Source organism: Pseudomonas persica, assembly GCF_900291015.1.
In the GTDB taxonomy this organism is placed as follows: domain Bacteria; phylum Pseudomonadota; class Gammaproteobacteria; order Pseudomonadales; family Pseudomonadaceae; genus Aquipseudomonas.
On sequence record NZ_OLKL01000006.1, the window covers coordinates 149,803 to 167,292 of the forward strand.

Consider the following 17,490-nt stretch of genomic DNA (forward strand, 5'->3'; position numbering starts at 1 on the left):
CCTGTGGGAACTGCTCAGTTTGGCGTAGGCAGGGCTATCACCCGGCCCAGGTACTCAGCCGGCGGCAGCCCCTGTTGCTCGTCCACCAGCCCCTGCAGCAGTTCATTACTTCGCTCACTGAACGGCGCCGACTTCGGCCCCGCCAGGTCTACATGCAGCAGCATCTGCTCACTGGCCGCCAGCACCTCGTCGAACCCCGCCCGGTGCAGGCTGTGGTAGACATGCAGGCGCTTGCGGTCGAAGCCGATGATCTGCGTCTGCACCCACACCTCGGTGCCCAGCTTCACTTCGTGCAGGTAGTTGATGTGTGCCTCCAGGGTAAACAGCGAATTACCGCTCTGCCCACGGCTGTCGGCATCCAGGCCGATGCGCTCCATCAGCGCATCGGTGGCATAGCTGAAAATCAGCAGGTAGAAGGCATCGCGCAGATGCCCGTTGTAGTCGACCCAGTCCTCCTGGACTGGGGTGCGGTAGGTGATCAGTGCGGGCATCACGGTCTCCTCAATCGCCGAAAGCCATGCCGTGGCTGGCCTTGCTGGTCTTCACCGCTTCCAGCACTGCCAGCAGGGTGTCATCACGATAGCGCTCCAGTGCGGCGATGCTGCGTTCGCCCAGTTGTTCCGCGGTGCCTTCGACCACATCGTCGATCAGCTTGTCGGTCAGCTCCGGTGCCGGCAGGTAGGTCCACGGCAGCTTCAGTGCCGGGCCGAACTGGGCCATGAAGTGGCGCATGCCGGCATCACCACCGGCCAGGGTATAGGTGAGGAACGTACCCATGAACGACCAGCGCAGGCCGGCGCCGAAGCGGATGGCGTCGTCGATCTCGCCGGTGCTGGCCACGCCGTCGTTGACCAGGTGCAGGGCCTCGCGCCACAGGGCTTCGAGCAGGCGGTCGGCGATGAACCCGGGCACTTCCTTGCGCACGTGAAGCGGGCGCATGCCCAGGGCGGTGTAGATGGCCTTGGCGGCTTCGATGGCCTCGGGGGCGGTGCGCTTGCCGCCGACGATTTCCACCAGCGGCAGCAGGTACACCGGGTTGAACGGGTGGCCGACCACGCAGCGTTCTGGGTGGCTGGCCGACTCGTAGAACTCGCTGGGCAGCAAACCCGAAGTGCTGGAACCGATGATCGCGTCGGGTTTGGCGGCAGCGCTGATCTTTGCGTGCAGGTCGAGTTTCAGGTCCAGGCGCTCTGGCGCGCTTTCCTGGATGAAGTCGGCATCGCGGACGCATTCCTCGATGGTGGCGACGAACTTCAGGCGGTCCTGTGATGCGCCAGGCGCCAGGCCTTGCTTTTCCAGTGCCGGCCAGGCGTTGGCGATGCGCTTGCGCAAGGCCTGTTCGGCGCCCGGCGCCGGGTCCCAGGCGACCACGTCCAGGCCATGGGCCAGGGCGCGGGCGACCCAGCCGCTGCCGATCACGCCACTACCCAGGGCGGCGAAGGTCTTGATCTCGGTGATGAAAGGCATATCGATCTCCTGAATGGATCAGCGGCGTTTGAGGTTCATCTTTTCCCGGCCTTCGGCCGGGGTCAGCACACGGGCGCCAAGGCGCGAAATGATCTCCACCGCACGCTCGACCAGTTGGCCGTTGCTGGCCAGCACGCCACGGTCGAGGTACAGGTTGTCCTCCAGGCCCACCCGCACGTTGCCACCCAGCAGCACCGCCTGGGCGGCCATCGGCATTTGCATGCGGCCGATGCCGAAGCCGGCCCAGGTGACGTTGGCCGGCAGGTTGTCGACCATCGCCTTCATGGTGGTGGTATCGGCCGGGGCGCCCCACGGGATGCCCAGGCACAGCTGGAACAGTGGGTCGTCGAGCAGGCCTTCTTTGATCATCTGCTTGGCGAACCACAGGTGGCCGGTGTCGAAGATTTCCAGCTCGGCTTTCACCCCCAGTTCGGTGATGCGCCTGGCGCCGGCGCGCAGTTGTGCCGGGGTGGAAACGTAGATCGAGTTGCCGTCACCGAAGTTGAGCGTGCCGCAGTCGAGGGTGCAGATTTCCGGCAGCAGTGCTTCGACGTGGGCCAGACGCTCCAGTGGGCCGATCAGGTCGGTGCCCGCGCCGAATTCCAGCGGTGTTTCACCCGGGCCGATTTCCAGGTCGCCGCCCATGCCGGCGGTGAGATTGACGATGATGTCCACGTCGGCTTCGCGGATGCGCTCCATGACTTCGCGGTACAGCGCCACGTCACGGCTGAAACGGCCGGTTTGCGGGTCGCGGACGTGGCAATGGACCACGGTGGCGCCGGCTTTGGCGGCTTCTACGGCTGACTCGGCGATCTGCTTGGGGGTGACGGGAACAAGGTGGCTTTTCGAGGCGGTGTCGCCGGCGCCGGTGAGAGCGCAGGTGATGATGACGTCGTGGTTCATGGCGGGGTCCTTGTGGTGTCTGTGGTGGCCTTTTCGCGGGTGAACCCGCTCCCACAGGAGCACCGTGGTGTTCCTGGCATGCGCGTAACCTGTGGGAGCGGGTTTACCCGCGAAGGGGCCGGATCAGTTGGTGCTGAGCTTGAGGTTGTCGGCAGCTGGCTTGCCATCGAAGGTGGTCACACCCTCCAGCCAGCGGGCCTTGTCCTCGGGGTGGTCCTTGAGCCACTGGCGGGCCGATTCCAGCGCATCCTTGTGGTCGAGCAGCGGCTGCATCATGCGGCTCTCGTCTTCAGCGCTGAAGTTCAGGTTGGCCAGCAGGCGGTGGGCGTTGGGGCAGCGTTCGGCGTAGTCCGGCGCGGTCACTGTCCACACTGTCGCGCGGCCTTCGTCAGGGCCCAGGGCGTCCTGGCTGTCGCCCAGGTAGACCATGTCGATGTTCACGTTCATCGGGTGCGGTGCCCAGCCGAAGAACACCACGGCCTCGTTGCGCCGCACTGCGCGGTCAACGGCGGCGAGCATGCCGGCCTCGCTGGACTCGACCAGCTGGAACTTGCCCAGGCCGAACTGGTTCTTGGCGATCATCGCCTTGATCTGGGTGTTGGCGCCGGAGCCCGGTTCGATGCCGTAGATTTTCCCGCCCAGTTCCTTTTCGAACTTGTGGATGTCGGCGAAGGTCTTCAGGCCCTTGTCGGCCAGGTACTTGGGCACCGCCAGGGTGGCGCGGGCGTCTTCCAGGCTGGGCTTGTCGAGCACCTTGACCTGCTTGGCGTCGACGAACGGGGTGATGGTCTGGGTCATGATCGGGTTCCAGTAACCCAGGAACATGTCCAGGCGTTTGTCGCGGATGCCAGCGAAGATGATCTGCTGCGAAGCGCTGGTCTGTTTGGTCTGGTAGCCAAGGCCATCGAGCAGCACCTGGGCCATGGCGCTGGTGGCGATGACGTCGGTCCAGTTGACCACGCCCAGACGGACGTTCTTGCAGGCCACGGGTTCCGCGGCATACAGCGGGGAAGCGACGATAGTGGTCAGGGCTACGGATAACAGGCTGCGGCGGATCAAGCGTTGCATGGTGGCTCTCCATCGGCAGGGCGTTTTTTATAGGGGCCGGCCTCTCTGGGCCGTGTGAACACGCTACGCTGCTGCCAGGGTGGAAAATCGCACCCTGGCGACCAACACTTGCACGGAGGCGACCACCTTTGCCGTGGAGCATGCAATGCCGCAAATCATTCATTTCCTGTTGTTGCCCGGCTTCTCGGCCATGGGTTTCATCAGTGCCCTGGAGCCACTGCGGGTGGCCAACCGCTTCAAGGGCCCGTTGTATCGCTGGCAGGTATTGAGCCTGGATGGCGGGGCGGTGCAGGCCAGCAATGGCATGTCGGTTAACGCCGATGCGGCGCTGGCCGCGGGCGAGCCTGGCGGCACCCTGCTGATCGTCGCCGGTTTCGAGCCGCTGGCCTGTTACGGGCCGACGCTGCAGCAGGCGCTACGCCGGCTGGACCATGAGGGGGTGGTTCTGGGTGGTATCGATACCGGCGCGGTGGTGCTGGCCGAGGCCGGCCTGCTCGACGGCCACCGCGCCACCGTGCACTGGGAGGCGCTGGAGGCGTTCAAGGAGAACTACCCGAACCTGCAGGCGACCCAGGAGCTGTTCGAGATCGACCGGCGGCGTATCACCTGTGCCGGTGGCACTGCTTCGATCGACCTGATGCTCGACCTGATTGCCCAGGCCCATGGCAGTGAACTGGCGGTGCAGGTGTCGGAGCAATTCGTGCTCGGACGTATCCGTCAGCGACAGGACCACCAGCGCATGCAGATCGCCAGCCGCTATGGCATCAGCAACAAGAAGCTGGTGAAGGTGATTGGTGAAATGGAGCGCAACACCGAGCAGCCGCTCAATACCCAGGTGCTGGCCGAAGCGGTGCAGGTGACCCGGCGCCAGCTGGAGCGGCTGTTCCGTGTGCACCTGGATGACACACCCAGTGGGTTCTATTTGCGACTGCGCCTGGACAAGGCCAGGCAGTTGTTGCGCCAGACCGACATGAGTGTGCTGGAGGTGGGGGTGGCGTGCGGGTTCGAATCGGCTTCGTACTTTACCCGCTGCTACCGGGCCCGCTATCAGCGCTGCCCGCGGGAGGACCGCTTGGCCCGGGTGGTTTGATTTCCTCCTGTTCTGGCCTCTTCGCGGGTACTGCGCAACGCTCACAGGCGGCGAGGTCCTGTGGGAGCGGGTTTACCCGCGAAGAGGCCAGAGCAGGTTTACTGCTGGCCGATGGACTGCAGGTACTCCGAACGGTCATCACTGCGCTGCGCCACGCAGGTATCCCACGCCGCCTGGAACGCCTTGCTGCCGGGCTTCTCGGCATAGGTCTCGACCTTGCAATCAGCATCGCGCAACTGTGTCCACAGCTTCTCGGCGGCGTCCATGCGCCCGACCAGGGCGCTGGCCTGGTCGCTTTCGTCGGCATACTGGTCGCGGATGCGCTGGATCAGTTCGTCATACGCCGCTTTCAGCTCGCGCTCGGCGGTCTGCTTGTTGAACGCCGCGCAGGCGTAGCTCTGCTGGTCGGTCTCGACGTTGTCGCACGGGGTGCTTTCCTCCTCGCCGGCCTGGGCGCCCGATACGACAGCCAGCAGTACCAGCCATGCCATTGATTTCATCCGTTTTCTCCTCAACAGGCTGACGAATCGCTGGGATTCTCGCTCAGCCGAGGGCAAGGCGGTAGCTCCCTGACGAAATGTTCATAAAGCCGCCGCAAACGTCGTTATCGAGACTGTCTCTCATCGCCAGAGGCCGCGGTCAATGCCTCAGAACAGGCGTGTTGTCGCGCATTGACGCTTTCGGCAAACCCCCTGTCGTTTTTGCATCGGGGCGCCTTTGGGCACAGGCATATGCTGGCCCCAAAGCGCCGGCAATAAGGTTTGGCGCAAACCCATTCAATAAAAGGGGACAGCCTGATGAGCCCAGCCGAACTTCACGCCGACAGCATCGTCATCGACGGCCTGATCATTGCCAAATGGAACCGCGAGCTGTTCGAGGACATGCGCAAAGGCGGGCTGACTGCGGCCAACTGCACGGTGTCGGTCTGGGAAGGCTTCAAGGCTACTGTCGACAACATCGCCGCCAGCCAGAAGCTGATCCGCGACAACAGCGACCTGGTGATGCCGGTGCGTACCACCGCTGACATCCGCAGGGCCAAGGAGCTGGGCAAGACCGGCATCCTCTTCGGCTTCCAGAACGCTCACGCCTTCGAAGACCAGATCGCCTACGTCGACGTGTTCAAGCAGCTGGGCGTGGGCATCGTGCAGATGTGCTACAACACCCAGAACCTGGTGGGCACCGGTTGCTATGAGCGTGACGGCGGCCTGTCGGGCTTCGGCCGCGAGATCGTCGCCGAAATGAACCGTGTCGGCATCATGTGCGACCTGTCCCACGTCGGCTCCAAAACCTCCGAAGAAGTCATCCTCGAGTCGAAAAAGCCGGTCTGCTATTCGCACTGCCTGCCTTCGGGCCTGAAAGAGCACCCGCGCAACAAGTCGGACGAAGAGCTGAAGTTCATCGCCGACCACGGCGGCTTCGTTGGCGTGACCATGTTCGCGCCGTTCCTGGCCAAGGGCATCGACTCGACCATCGACGACTACGCCGAGGCCATCGAGTACACCATGAACATCGTCGGTGAAGACGCCATCGGTATCGGTACCGACTTCACCCAGGGCCACGGCCAGGACTTTTTCGAGTACCTGACCCACGACAAGGGCTACGCCCGTCGCCTGACCAACTTCGGCAAGATCATCAACCCGCTGGGCATCCGTACCGTGGGCGAATTCCCCAACCTCACCGAAACCTTGCTCAAGCGCGGCCACTCCGAGCGCGTGGTGCGCAAGATCATGGGCGAGAACTGGGTCAACGTCCTCAAGGACGTGTGGGGCGAGTAAGCCGCTCTCCAAGCCTGAAAGCCCCTGCCAGCAACGCCGGGGCATCCCAAACAAAATTTTTATGGAGTTGAGTTTCCATGGCCAAGATCGCCCCGCAATTGCCAATCGAAGTCGACAGCGAGACCGGTGTCTGGACCAGCGACGCCCTGCCGATGCTGTATGTGCCGCGCCATTTCTTCGTCAACAACCACATGGGCATCGAAGAAGTCCTGGGCGCTGACAAGTACGCCGAGATCCTCTACAAGGCCGGCTACAAGTCCGCCTGGCACTGGTGTGAAAAAGAAGCCGAGTGCCATGGTCTGGAAGGCGTGGCGGTGTTCGAGCACTACATGAAGCGCCTGAGCCAGCGTGGCTGGGGCCTGTTCGAAATCCAGGACATCGACCTCGACAAGGGCACCTGCAGCGTCAAGCTCAAGCACTCCGCGTTCGTGTATGTCTATGGCAAGTGCGGCCGCAAGGTCGACTACATGTTCACCGGCTGGTTCGCCGGTGCCATGGACCAGATTCTCGCTGCCCGTGGCAGCTCGATCCGCACCGTGGCCGAACAGGTCTATGGCGGGTCGGAAGAAGGCCACGAAGATGGCCTGTTCGTCGTCAAGCCGTTGTAAGCCGGAGATAGCGTCATGGCATTCGAAGCAATGTTCCAGCCGATCCAGATCGGCAAACTGACCATCCGCAACCGTGTGCTCAGCACCGCGCACGCCGAGGTCTACGCCACTGACGGCGGCATGACGACCGACCGCTACGTGAAGTACTACGAAGAGAAGGCCAAGGGCGGTATCGGCCTGGCGATCTGCGGTGGCTCGTCGGTGGTGGCCATCGACAGCCCGCAGGAATGGTGGTCGTCGGTCAACCTGTCGACCGACCGCATCATCCCGCATTTCCAGAACCTGGCTGACGCCATGCACAAGCATGGCGCCAAGATCATGATCCAGATTACCCACATGGGCCGTCGCTCGCGCTGGGATGGCTTCAACTGGCCGACCCTGATGTCGCCGTCGGGTATCCGTGAACCGGTGCACCGTGCCACCTGCAAGACCATCGAGGTGGAAGAGATCTGGCGCGTGATCGGCAACTACGCGCAAGCTGCCCGTCGCGCCAAAGAAGGCGGCCTGGACGGCGTGGAACTGTCGGCCGTGCACCAGCACATGATCGACCAGTTCTGGAGCCCGCGCGTCAACAAGCGTACCGATGAATGGGGCGGCACCTTCGAAGGCCGCATGAAGTTCGGCCTGGAAGTACTGAAAGCCGTGCGTGCCGAAGTTGGTGACGACTTCTGCGTGGGCATGCGTATCTGCGGTGACGAGTTCCACCCCGATGGCCTCAGCCACGAGGACATGAAGCAGATCGCCGCCTACTACGATGCGACCGGCATGATCGACTTCATCGGCGTGGTCGGCTCGGGTTGCGACACCCACAACACCCTGGCCAACGTCATCCCCAACATGAGCTATCCGCCGGAGCCGTTCCTGCACCTGGCGGCCGGCATCAAGGAAGTGGTCAAGGTCCCGGTGCTGCACGCGCAGAACATCAAGGACCCGAACCAGGCCACGCGTATCCTTGAAGGCGGCTACGTGGACATGGTCGGCATGACCCGTGCGCACATCGCCGACCCGCACCTGATCGCCAAGATCAAGATGGGCCAGATCGACCAGATCAAGCAGTGCGTCGGTGCCAACTACTGCATCGACCGCCAGTACCAGGGCCTGGACGTGCTGTGCATCCAGAACGCCGCGACCTCCCGTGAATACATGGGCGTGCCGCACATCATCGAGAAGACCACCGGCGCCAAGCGCAAGGTGGTGGTAGTTGGCGCCGGCCCTGCCGGCATGGAAGCGGCCCGCGTGGCTGCCGAGCGTGGCCACGACGTGACCCTGTTCGAGAAGAAGGAGCAGATCGGCGGGCAGATCACCATCGCCGCCAAGGCCCCGCAGCGTGACCAGATCGCCGGTATCACCCGCTGGTACCAACTGGAACTGGCACGCCTGAAGGTCGACCTGCGCCTGGGCACCGCCGCCGACGTGGCCGCCATCCAGGATCTGCGCCCGGACATCATCGTGCTGGCGGTGGGTGGCCATTCCTTCCTGGAGCAGAACGAGCACTGGGGCGCCGCCGAAGGGCTGGTGGTCAGCAGCTGGGATGTGCTCGACGGCAAGGTTGCGCCGGGCAAGAACGTGCTGGTGTACGACACCATCTGCGAGTTCACCGGCATGTCGGTGGCTGACTTCATCGCCGACAAGGGCAGCCAGGTCGAGATCGTCACCGACGACATCAAGCCGGGCGTGGCCATGGGTGGTACTACCTTCCCGACCTACTACCGCAGCATGTACCCGAAAGAAGTGATCATGACCGGCGACATGATGCTGGAAAAGGTCTACCGCGAAGGTGACAAGCTGGTGGCGGTACTGGAGAACGAATACACCGGCGCCAAGGAAGAGCGTGTGGTCGACCAGGTGGTGGTAGAGAACGGCGTGCGTCCTGACGAGCAGCTGTACTACGCCCTGAAGGAAGGTTCGCGCAACAAAGGCCAGATCGATGTGGAGGCGCTGTTCGCCATCAAGCCACAGCCGATCCTCAGCCAGCCAGGCGAAGGCTACCTGCTGTACCGCATCGGCGACTGCGTGGCCCAGCGCAACGTGCATGCGGCGATCTATGACGCCTTGCGCCTGTGCAAGGACTTCTGATCGAGAAAAATCGTCACCACCGGGCGCGGTCCCTGTGGGAGCGGGTTCACCCGCGAAAGCGTCAGCACAAGCAACAGCGTTGTCTGATCTGACGCATTCGCGGGTAAACCCGCTCCCACAGGGGGCCAATCCCATCTTCAGAGTGGCGCAAGAATCCAGCTGTTGTGGGAGCCTCCCATGTTGAACACCCTTCTACCCATCCTGCTGTTCGCTGCCCTTGGCCTGGCAGTGCTCGGCGCCCTGCGCCGGGTGCGCATGTGGCGCCGTGGCCGGCCGTCCAAGGTCAACCTGATCGGCGGCCTGCTGGCCATGCCGCGTCGTTACCTGGTGGATCTGCACCATGTGGTCGAGCGCGACAAGTACATGTCCAAGACCCACGTGGCCACCGCAGGCGGCTTCGTGCTGTCGGCCGTGCTGGCGATCCTGGTGCACGGCTTCGGCCTGCAGAGCAAGATCCTCGGCTACGCGTTGCTGGTCGCCACGGTGATCATGTTCAGCGGCGCCATCTTCGTCTTCAAACGCCGCCTCAACCCGCCTTCGCGCCTGTCCAAGGGCCCGTGGATGCGCCTGCCGAAGAGTCTGCTGGCGTTTGCCGTCAGCTTTTTCATCGCCACCTTGCCGGTCGCCGGCATCCTGCCGGCCAACACCGGTGGCTGGGTGATGGTCGGCATTCTCGGCCTGGGCGTGCTGTGGGGCGTGTCGGAGCTGTTCTTCGGCATGACCTGGGGCGGCCCGATGAAACACGCCTTCGCCGGTGCCCTGCACCTGGCCTGGCACCGCCGCGCCGAACGCTTCGGCGGCGGCCGCTCCACCGGCCTCAAGCCGCTGGACCTGGAAGACCCGAATGCGCCGCTGGGCGTGGAAAAGCCGGTGGACTTCACCTGGAACCAGCTGCTGGGCTTCGACGCCTGCGTGCAGTGCGGTAAATGTGAAGCCATGTGCCCGGCCTTTGCCGCCGGCCAGCCGTTGAACCCGAAAAAGCTCATCCAGGACATGGTCATCGGCCTGGCCGGTGGCACCGACGCGCAATTCGCCGGCAGCCCTTACCCGGGCAAACCGATCGGTGAACACGGCGGCCACCCGCACCAGCCGATCGTCAATGGCCTGGTCGATGCCGAAACGTTGTGGTCGTGCACCACTTGCCGCGCCTGCGTCGAGGAATGCCCGATGATGATCGAGCACGTCGATGCCATCGTCGACATGCGCCGTCACCTCACCCTGGAAAAAGGCGCTACCCCGAACAAGGGCGCCGAAGTGCTGGACAACCTGATCGCCACCGACAACCCGGGCGGTTTCGCCCCTGGCGGGCGCATGAACTGGGCCGCCGACCTCAACCTGCAACTGCTGTCGGAGGTGAAAACCACCGAGGTGCTGTTCTGGGTCGGTGACGGTGCCTTCGACATGCGCAACCAGCGCACCCTGCGCTCGTTCGTCAAAGTGCTCAAGGCTTCGGGCGTGGACTTTGCGGTGCTCGGCCTGGAAGAACGCGACAGCGGCGATGTGGCACGTCGCCTGGGCGACGAAGCGACCTTCCAGCAATTGGCCAAGCGCAATATCCAGACCCTGGCCAAGTACAAGTTCCAGCGCATCGTCACCTGCGACCCGCACAGCTTCCATGTGCTGAAGAACGAGTACGGCGCCCTGGGCGGCGACTACGAAGTGCAGCACCACAGCACCTACATTGCCGAACTGATCGCGGCCAACAAGCTGAACCTCGGCCAGCACAAGGGCGGCAGCGTCACCTACCACGACCCGTGCTACCTGGGCCGTTACAACGGTGAGTACGAAGCCCCGCGTGAAGTGCTCAAGGCGCTGGGTATCGAAGTGCGCGAGATGCAGCGCTCGGGCTTCCGTTCCCGTTGCTGCGGCGGTGGCGGCGGTGCGCCGATCACCGACATCCCGGGCAAGCAGCGTATCCCCGACATGCGCATGGACGACATCCGCGAGACCGAGGCCGAGCTGGTGGCAGTGGGTTGCCCACAGTGCACTGCGATGCTCGAAGGCGTGGTCGAACCGCGCCCACAGATCAAGGACCTGGCCGAGCTGGTCGCCGACGTGCTGATCGATGAGGACACGGCTGCCGCCGCAAAGCCGCAAACGGCTAAACGTGAACCTGCGGAGGTGCACTGATGAGCGACATTATCCGCCGCGACCCGCGCGCCGAGTGGATCGCCCGTAACCGTCTGCACCCGCTGCATGCAGCGATGCAGACGCAGCAAACCAGCTGGATGGGCCCCAACGGCCTCATCCGCAAGAACCCCCATGCCATCGCCGCAGGTTTTATCGGCCCGGCCGGCCTCAAACGTATCGACCGCAGCGGCGCCCAGCAGGGCACTGCTGTGGGCGGGCGGCGCACGGCGGCGGCCGAGGTCAAGCTGCCGCTGCACCAGGTGCCGGCGCCGGCGTTCTACATTGCCGTGGTGCCGGACATGGTCGGTGGCCGCCTGAGCAGCCACGACCGCGACCTGCTCGGCCTGGCCCACAGCCTGGCCGGCAGCGACGGTGCGGTGCTGGCGGTGGTGTTTGGCGAGCACAAGGAAAGCAACTTTTCCACAGCCGGGGTCGACCGCCTGCTGGTCATCGAGGGTGAAGCTTTCGAAGGTTATGCACCGGAGCAACTGGTACAAGGCCTGCGTGCTGTGGATAACCAGTTCACCCCGCGTCACTGGCTGCTGCCCGACAGCCGCACCGGTGGCGGCGAACTGGGCCGGCGCCTGGGCGCGGCACTGGGCGAGCGCCCGGCAACGCGGGTATGGCAGGTCAAGGACGGCCAGTGCATCGGCCGTGCCGGTGCCGGCCAGCAAGACCTGCAGCGCGCCGTACCACGCCTGATCCTGGCGGCGGCCGAGTGTGCCGAGCCGGTCAGCGAAACCCGTCACGAAGCCTTGCCGGTGGAGTTGTCCACAGGCGTGGCGCGCAGCCTGTCGCGTATCGAAGACCTCGGTTCGGTGGCCGTGGACCCGGCCACCATTGCCATGGCCGAGGCCGAGTTCATTGTCTCGGGCGGCAACGGGGTCAAGGACTGGGACCTGTACCACAAGGCCACTGCGGCCCTGGGCGCCACCGAAGGCGCCTCGCGGGTGGCGGTGGACGACGGCTTCATGCCGCGCAACCGCCAGGTGGGTGCCACCGGTACCTGGGTTACCGCGCGGGTCTACGTGGCTGTGGGTATCTCGGGCGCGATCCAGCACCTGCAGGGCATCGGTGCCTGCGACAAGGTGGTGGCGATCAACATGGACCCAGGCTGCGACATGATCAAACGGGCCGACCTGTCGGTGATTGGCGACAGTTCGGCGATTCTCCAGGCACTGATCGAGGCTGTGGACAACTACCGCAGCGGCGGCCAGCGTGACGCGGCATAAGGGCACAAGCATGAATACGAAAGTCATCAGCCTGGTTTCCATTGGTGCCCACCCCAGCTCCGGCCGCGCCCGCCGCGCCGAGCAGGATGCCCGCGCCGTGGAGCTGGGTTTGCAACTGGCTGGGGATAACTTGCAGGTGGTGCATGCCGGCGACCCACGGGAAGAGGCGCTGCGCGCCTACCTGGGCATGGGCCTGGACCACCTGGATGTTCTGGAGCAGCCGGCCGGTGCCGATGTACTGGGCGTGCTCGGCGATTACCTGCGCGACGCCGGGGCACAGCTGGTGCTGACCGGCAGCCAGGCCGAGACTGGCGAGGGATCGGGTATGTTGCCGTTCCTGCTGGCCGAAAAGCTCGGCTGGCCGCTGATTGTCGGGCTGGCCGAAGTGGAGTCGATCGACAACGGCACCGCCCAGGTGCTGCAGGCTTTGCCGCGTGGTCAGCGGCGTCGGCTGAAGGTGCGCCTGCCGTTGCTGGCGACTGTGGATAACGCTGCGCCCAAGCCGCGCCAGAGCGCTTTCGGGCCGGCGCGTCGGGGTGTACTGGCGGCGCGCAACGTGGCCATCGTCGAAGACGAACTGCTGGCCGAAGCCGAGCTGCAACCGGCTCGCCCACGGCCCAAGCGCTTGAAGGTGATCAAGGCCAAGAGCGGCGCCGACCGGATGAAGGCGGCAACCGCCAAGGCCAGTGGTGGCGGTGGCAAGGTGCTGAAGGACGTTTCGCCACAGGAAGGCGCCGAAGCCATCCTCAAGCTGCTGGTGGAAGAGGGCGTGCTGCGCTGAAACTTGTACCGGCCTCATCGCCGGCAAGCCAGCTCCCACAGGTATTGCACCGAGCCCGAAGGCAGCGGTGATCCTGTGGGAGCTGGCTTGCCGACGATGAGGCCGGTGCAGGCAGCATAGTGGCATTGCCGAAGCACATTGAACGCCAGTTGCCCAATGTCTCGTTCAAGCTGTGCATAAGTAACGCTCTGGGCGGTACCAAAAAGCATTTGGCATCCAGATACTGTGGCAAATCCTGCGAAACAGACAGGCACTGCAGGTACAACTGTTTTTGCCCACCAAATCTGTTCGCCAAGGTGTGGATAAAGTGTTGGCGCATGGCTGCAGGCCTCGTATTACGGCGCCTTCAAGGTGTTGATCAAAAAACGATCAGGATTTCTCCCTGCCTTCGCATGCGCAAGCGTCAGTCTCTTCCTGATTTTGCCCACAATCGCTGTTAGCCGGTCTGTGGATAATCTGTTCGATAGCGGCTGCAAGCAGCGTAGTTAAAGGCCTTGATAGATTTGTTCAAAAAACGATCAATCTCTCCTGAATCCAGCGAGATCCTTGATAATCAGGGCCTTGATTCGCTTATCCACAACTCGATTGCAGAAAAATCATCAGTTGCCCACAAACTCTGTTGGTGTATCTGTGGACAAGGTGTATGAACTCCGCTGTAGCCCAGTGAGCATGCGTCCTTGTCGATTCTGATCAAATAATGATCAACGGCAGGCCTGACATTTTTGCCAGTATGCCAAGTTCCACCCAGCCATTACCGTGTCCGCAATTCTTCGCATTTGTGGATAACTCATGGGAACATTTTTCGGCCCTCGTGCTTATACGCCTCACGGCGTTATCAACGTAGCCGTTGCTGCCGGGCTGGCTTTTTGTGGACAGTATCGGGATCCAGTGACTGGCAATTACCCGTTGGGAAACGGTCATCGCTTCTACAGCCCAACTCTGATGCGATTTCTGAGCCCTGATAGCCTCAGCCCATTTGGCCGAGGGGGCATCAATGTCTACGCTTACTGCGGTGGTGAGCCAGTCAATCGGCACGATCCGACAGGCCAGGTTTTCGAAACGGCAGCCCTGACTTTACGAGGTTTGGGGATGGCATCGAATGCACTGACCTTGGGGTACAACTTCCTGGGACCTTCGCCTACCGATCGTCTGGGGCTTAATGCTGCGCGAACGAGTACATTCGGCTCACTGTTGAGCTTGGGAAGTGCTGCGGCGCAATTCGCAGGAGTGGAGGGTGCAATTTTTGGGGCGAATGTCGGTACGGCGATAAGTCTGGCGGCTACCGGTGCACGCGCTATCAACGCTGCGGTCGGCCCTGGGACCAGTCCTTTAAGGCAGGTAAGTAAGAACTTCGATTTGCTGGCAGGGGGAATACCGGCTGAGGTTGCTGCGGAAATTGCATTGGAAAGCGTAGAGACCTCACCTCAGCGTGGTCTGCCGGTGCGGCAATCTGTAATCAACCGTCCTGCTCCGGAAGTCAACCGAGTAAGTTCCAGCGAGGGGACTCCAGATTCATGGGCTTTTCAGAGCGATACGATGGGGGTTAGACAACGACGACATTCGAGGTGAATTGGAGGGGCCATGGTTCAACCCCTCCAAAGTTCGGTGCAATCGCTTACTGCGCCTGCACTTCCTTCAGATAAGGCGCCGGCTCCGCCCCCAGGTTGTTCAACACTCGCTGGCTGTACCAGTCAATGAAGTTGACCACGCCAAACTCGTAGGTCTTCGAGTATGGCCCAGGCTGGTATGCGGTGGAGTTGATGCCACGCTGGTTCTCTTCGGCCAGGCGACGGTCCTGGTCGTTGGTGGCGTCCCACACCTTGCGCATGTTCTCAGGGTTGTAGTCGACGCCTTCCACGGCATCCTTGTGCACCAGCCACTTGGTGGTAACCATGGTTTCCTGGGCGCTGATCGGCCACACGGTGAACACGATCATGTGGTCGCCCATGCAGTGGTTCCACGAGTGCGGCAGGTGCAGGATGCGCATCGAGCCCAGGTCCGGGTTCTTGATGCGGCCCATCAGCTTCTGGCAGGCCTGCTTGCCATCCATGGTCATCGACACGGTGCCTTTGAGCAGCGGCATGCGCACGATGCGGTTACGCAGGCCGTGGCTCTTGTGCAGGTACGGGATCTTCTCGGCTTCCCAGGCGGCAGCGGAGGCGGCCACGTGGTCCTTGAATTCCTGGCTGGCGCGTGGGTCGTTGGTGTCGTCCCATTCCAGCAGGGTTTGCAGCAGCTCCGGGTGCGAACCGTTGCAGTGGTAGCACTCGCGGTTGTTTTCCAGCACCAGCTTCCAGTTGGCCTTTTCCATCAAGGTGGTTTGCACCGCCACCTTGGTGTTCTCCATGTCGTACGGTTCCATGTAGTGGTCCAGGGTGGCCAGGAACTCGTCGATGGCCGGCGGGTTTTCCGCCAGGCTGATGAAGATGTAGCCACCGGCGACCTTCACGTTCACCGGCTTGAGGCCGTACTGGTTCATGTCGAAGTCGGCACCCATTTCGGTACCGGCGAACAGCAGGCGGCCGTCCAGCTCGTAGGTCCACTGGTGGTACGGGCAGACCAGCTTGGCCACCTTGCCCTTGTCGCTGACGCACAGGCGCGAACCACGGTGGCGGCAGACGTTATGGAAGGCATGCACTTTACCTTCGGCGCCACGTACCACGATGATCGGGTTCTTGCCGATCTGCAGGGTGATGTAGTTGCCCTTGGCCGGGATCTCGCAGGTCATGCCGGCGATCAGCCACTCCTTGTGGAAGATCTCCTGCATGTCGATCTGGAACAGACGCTCGTCGTTGTAGAAAGGCTGGGGCAGCGAGTAGGTTCGCTCGCGGGTCTGCAGCATCTCGGCGGTGGCCTTGCGTGCAGGTTCCAGTGGATCGCCCAGACTCAGGGTTGCGGTGACGTCCATCGTGTATTCCTCGGGGCCGTGTGCGGCCGGCAAAAGGTGGCTAATCGTTGTTGTGGTGCCGCAAGGCTGCTCATCAAGAAACAGCTGGTTGTTTTGCCGTGGAGTGTGCGTCCGAAGGCGCCATGAACCGTATCCATGGGCGACATGGCCGATTTGAATTACGACGCGCCAGCCCTTGCAGCGCGGGGCTGGTCGCGATAAGCACGCCGATGTCGCTGGCAGGAATGTACGTCGCCTTCAGCTTGCGCATTATCCAAGCCATAAAAGGCCAATAGTCGGCTGCTGGAGATGAACATGTCCGATACCTTCCTCAATCCGGTCACTACCCAGACCTGGGCCAACGGCCGCCACATCGTGCGCTGCGTCAAGGTCATCCAGGAGACCTGGGACGTGCGCACGTTCTGCTTCATGGCCGACCAGCCGATCATGTTCTTCTTCAAGCCAGGGCAGTTCGTCACCCTGGAGCTGGAGATCGAAGGCAAACCGGTGATGCGCTCCTACACCATCTCCAGTTCGCCGTCGGTGCCCTACAGCTTCTCGATCACCGTCAAGCGTGTGCCGGGTGGCCTGGTGTCCAACTTCCTCCACGACACCATGCACGAAGGCACCGAGCTGCCGGTGCATGGCCCGGTGGGGCTGTTCAACGCAATCGACTTCCCGGCGCCGAAGGTGCTGTACCTCTCGGGCGGTGTCGGCATCACCCCGGTCATGTCGATGGCGCGCTGGTTCTACGACACCAACGGCAATGTCGACATGGTGTTCGTGCACAGTGCCCGTTCGCCGAAGGACATCATCTACCACCGCGAGCTGGAGCAGATGGCTTCGCGCATTCCCAATTTCAGCCTGCATATCATTTGCGAAAAGCATGGCCTGGGTGAGCCATGGGCGGGTTATCGCGGCTACCTCAACCAGCGCCTGATGGAGCTGATCGCGCCGGACTACATGGACCGCGTAGTGTTCTGCTGCGGCCCGACGCCATACATGAGCGCGGTCAAGCGCATGCTCGAAGCGGTCGGCTTCGACATGAAGAACTACCACGAGGAATCGTTCGGTGCGACGCCGCCTGAGGCCAAGGCCGATGCAGTGGAGCACGCCGAGCAGGCTGCCGACGCGCCGGAACTGGACGCGGCCGACCTCAACCTGGTGGAGTTCATCGGCAGCGAGAAGAGCATCCGCATCGCCCCGGGCGAGACCGTGCACGCGGCGGCGGCCAAGGTTGGCCTGATGATCCCGAAAGCCTGCGGCATGGGCATCTGCGGTACCTGCAAGGTGCTCAAGCTGGGCGGCGAAGTGGAGATGGAGCACAACGGCGGCATTACCGAAGAGGACGAAGCCGAGGGCTACATCCTGTCGTGCTGCAGTGTGCCGAAAGGGGATGTGCGGATCGATTACTGATCCGGGAATGCAGTGGGCTGCTTTGCAGTCCATCGCCGGCAAGCGCGGCTCCTACAG

General features: G+C 62.9%; 15 protein-coding genes. 9 read left to right on the plus strand and 6 right to left on the minus strand.

Annotation, left to right across the window (positions count from 1 at the left end; genetic code table 11):
* Positions 1–14: 14 nt before the first annotated feature.
* The 4 genes from FQ664_RS01910 to choX form a co-directional block, all read right to left on the minus strand.
* A complete protein-coding gene (locus FQ664_RS01910) occupies positions 15–491 on the minus strand; it encodes a thioesterase family protein (RefSeq protein ID WP_144170203.1) in 477 nt (158 codons plus the stop codon).
* A gap of 10 nt (positions 492–501) precedes the next feature.
* Complete coding sequence (locus tag FQ664_RS01915; RefSeq protein WP_144170204.1) at positions 502–1,467, minus strand: L-carnitine dehydrogenase; 966 nt, start codon at positions 1,465–1,467, stop codon at positions 502–504.
* An 18-nt stretch (positions 1,468–1,485) separates the two neighbouring features.
* Entirely contained in the window at positions 1,486–2,370 is an 885-nt protein-coding gene (cdhC, locus tag FQ664_RS01920) for a 3-dehydrocarnitine:acetyl-CoA trimethylamine transferase CdhC (RefSeq protein WP_144170205.1), read from the minus strand.
* A 123-nt stretch (positions 2,371–2,493) separates the two neighbouring features.
* On the minus strand, positions 2,494–3,438 hold the full coding sequence (choX, locus tag FQ664_RS01925) for a choline ABC transporter substrate-binding protein (protein WP_144170206.1): 945 nt from the start codon (positions 3,436–3,438) through the stop codon (positions 2,494–2,496).
* Between the two features lie 145 nt (positions 3,439–3,583).
* Here choX and FQ664_RS01930 point away from each other — a divergent pair, with 145 nt between their 5' ends.
* Positions 3,584–4,528, plus strand: a complete 945-nt coding sequence (locus FQ664_RS01930) for a GlxA family transcriptional regulator (RefSeq protein WP_144170207.1) — start codon at positions 3,584–3,586, stop codon at positions 4,526–4,528.
* A 98-nt stretch (positions 4,529–4,626) separates the two neighbouring features.
* Here FQ664_RS01930 and FQ664_RS01935 read toward each other — a convergent pair whose 3' ends face one another.
* Positions 4,627–5,028 (minus strand): lysozyme inhibitor LprI family protein, encoded by a 402-nt coding sequence (locus tag FQ664_RS01935; protein WP_144170208.1) that lies wholly within the window; start codon positions 5,026–5,028, stop codon positions 4,627–4,629.
* 297 nt (positions 5,029–5,325) lie between these two features.
* Here FQ664_RS01935 and FQ664_RS01940 point away from each other — a divergent pair, with 297 nt between their 5' ends.
* From FQ664_RS01940 to FQ664_RS28020, 7 genes are all read left to right on the plus strand, one after another.
* Positions 5,326–6,303, plus strand: a complete 978-nt coding sequence (locus FQ664_RS01940; RefSeq protein WP_144170209.1) for a dipeptidase — start codon at positions 5,326–5,328, stop codon at positions 6,301–6,303.
* Positions 6,304–6,380: 77 nt separating this feature from the next.
* Entirely contained in the window at positions 6,381–6,911 is a 531-nt protein-coding gene (locus FQ664_RS01945; RefSeq protein ID WP_046614486.1) for a DUF5943 domain-containing protein, read from the plus strand.
* 15 nt (positions 6,912–6,926) lie between these two features.
* Positions 6,927–8,987: a dimethylglycine demethylation protein DgcA gene (gene dgcA, locus FQ664_RS01950; protein ID WP_144170210.1), complete on the plus strand. Its 2,061-nt coding sequence runs from the start codon at positions 6,927–6,929 to the stop codon at positions 8,985–8,987.
* 177 nt (positions 8,988–9,164) lie between these two features.
* Positions 9,165–11,117, plus strand: a complete 1,953-nt coding sequence (dgcB, locus tag FQ664_RS01955; RefSeq protein WP_144170211.1) for a dimethylglycine demethylation protein DgcB — start codon at positions 9,165–9,167, stop codon at positions 11,115–11,117.
* On the plus strand, positions 11,117–12,349 hold the full coding sequence (gene etfA / locus FQ664_RS01960; protein ID WP_144170212.1) for an electron transfer flavoprotein subunit alpha: 1,233 nt from the start codon (positions 11,117–11,119) through the stop codon (positions 12,347–12,349). Before dgcB ends, etfA begins: the two co-directional genes overlap by 1 nt.
* A 10-nt stretch (positions 12,350–12,359) precedes the next feature.
* On the plus strand, positions 12,360–13,130 hold the full coding sequence (gene etfB, locus FQ664_RS01965) for an electron transfer flavoprotein subunit beta (protein ID WP_144170213.1): 771 nt from the start codon (positions 12,360–12,362) through the stop codon (positions 13,128–13,130).
* A 789-nt stretch (positions 13,131–13,919) separates the two neighbouring features.
* Positions 13,920–14,699, plus strand: a complete 780-nt coding sequence (locus tag FQ664_RS28020) for an RHS repeat-associated core domain-containing protein (RefSeq protein ID WP_144170214.1) — start codon at positions 13,920–13,922, stop codon at positions 14,697–14,699.
* A 46-nt stretch (positions 14,700–14,745) separates the two neighbouring features.
* Here FQ664_RS28020 and gbcA read toward each other — a convergent pair whose 3' ends face one another.
* On the minus strand, positions 14,746–16,038 hold the full coding sequence (gene gbcA / locus FQ664_RS01975) for a glycine-betaine demethylase subunit GbcA (RefSeq protein WP_144170215.1): 1,293 nt from the start codon (positions 16,036–16,038) through the stop codon (positions 14,746–14,748).
* 294 nt (positions 16,039–16,332) lie between these two features.
* Between gbcA and gbcB the strand changes: the two genes are divergently transcribed.
* Positions 16,333–17,433 carry a glycine-betaine demethylase subunit GbcB gene (gene gbcB / locus FQ664_RS01985; RefSeq protein WP_144170217.1) on the plus strand — a complete coding sequence of 367 codons (1,101 nt, stop codon included), beginning with the start codon at positions 16,333–16,335 and terminating at the stop codon, positions 17,431–17,433.
* Positions 17,434–17,490: the final 57 nt, after the last annotated feature.

Coding starts and splice junctions, on each gene's coding strand:
- FQ664_RS01945 (WP_046614486.1), top strand. CDS start 6,381: ATGGCCAAGATCGCCCCGCAATTGCCAATCGAAGTCGACAGCGAGACC.
- FQ664_RS01940 (WP_144170209.1), top strand. CDS start 5,326: ATGAGCCCAGCCGAACTTCACGCCGACAGCATCGTCATCGACGGCCTG.
- FQ664_RS28020 (WP_144170214.1), top strand. CDS start 13,920: ATGGGAACATTTTTCGGCCCTCGTGCTTATACGCCTCACGGCGTTATC.
- FQ664_RS01915 (WP_144170204.1), bottom strand. CDS start 1,467: ATGCCTTTCATCACCGAGATCAAGACCTTCGCCGCCCTGGGTAGTGGC.
- gbcB (WP_144170217.1), top strand. CDS start 16,333: ATGTCCGATACCTTCCTCAATCCGGTCACTACCCAGACCTGGGCCAAC.
- etfA (WP_144170212.1), top strand. CDS start 11,117: ATGAGCGACATTATCCGCCGCGACCCGCGCGCCGAGTGGATCGCCCGT.
- FQ664_RS01935 (WP_144170208.1), bottom strand. CDS start 5,028: ATGAAATCAATGGCATGGCTGGTACTGCTGGCTGTCGTATCGGGCGCC.
- FQ664_RS01910 (WP_144170203.1), bottom strand. CDS start 491: ATGCCCGCACTGATCACCTACCGCACCCCAGTCCAGGAGGACTGGGTC.
- choX (WP_144170206.1), bottom strand. CDS start 3,438: ATGCAACGCTTGATCCGCCGCAGCCTGTTATCCGTAGCCCTGACCACT.
- dgcA (WP_144170210.1), top strand. CDS start 6,927: ATGGCATTCGAAGCAATGTTCCAGCCGATCCAGATCGGCAAACTGACC.
- etfB (WP_144170213.1), top strand. CDS start 12,360: ATGAATACGAAAGTCATCAGCCTGGTTTCCATTGGTGCCCACCCCAGC.
- cdhC (WP_144170205.1), bottom strand. CDS start 2,370: ATGAACCACGACGTCATCATCACCTGCGCTCTCACCGGCGCCGGCGAC.
- dgcB (WP_144170211.1), top strand. CDS start 9,165: ATGTTGAACACCCTTCTACCCATCCTGCTGTTCGCTGCCCTTGGCCTG.
- gbcA (WP_144170215.1), bottom strand. CDS start 16,038: ATGGACGTCACCGCAACCCTGAGTCTGGGCGATCCACTGGAACCTGCA.
- FQ664_RS01930 (WP_144170207.1), top strand. CDS start 3,584: ATGCCGCAAATCATTCATTTCCTGTTGTTGCCCGGCTTCTCGGCCATG.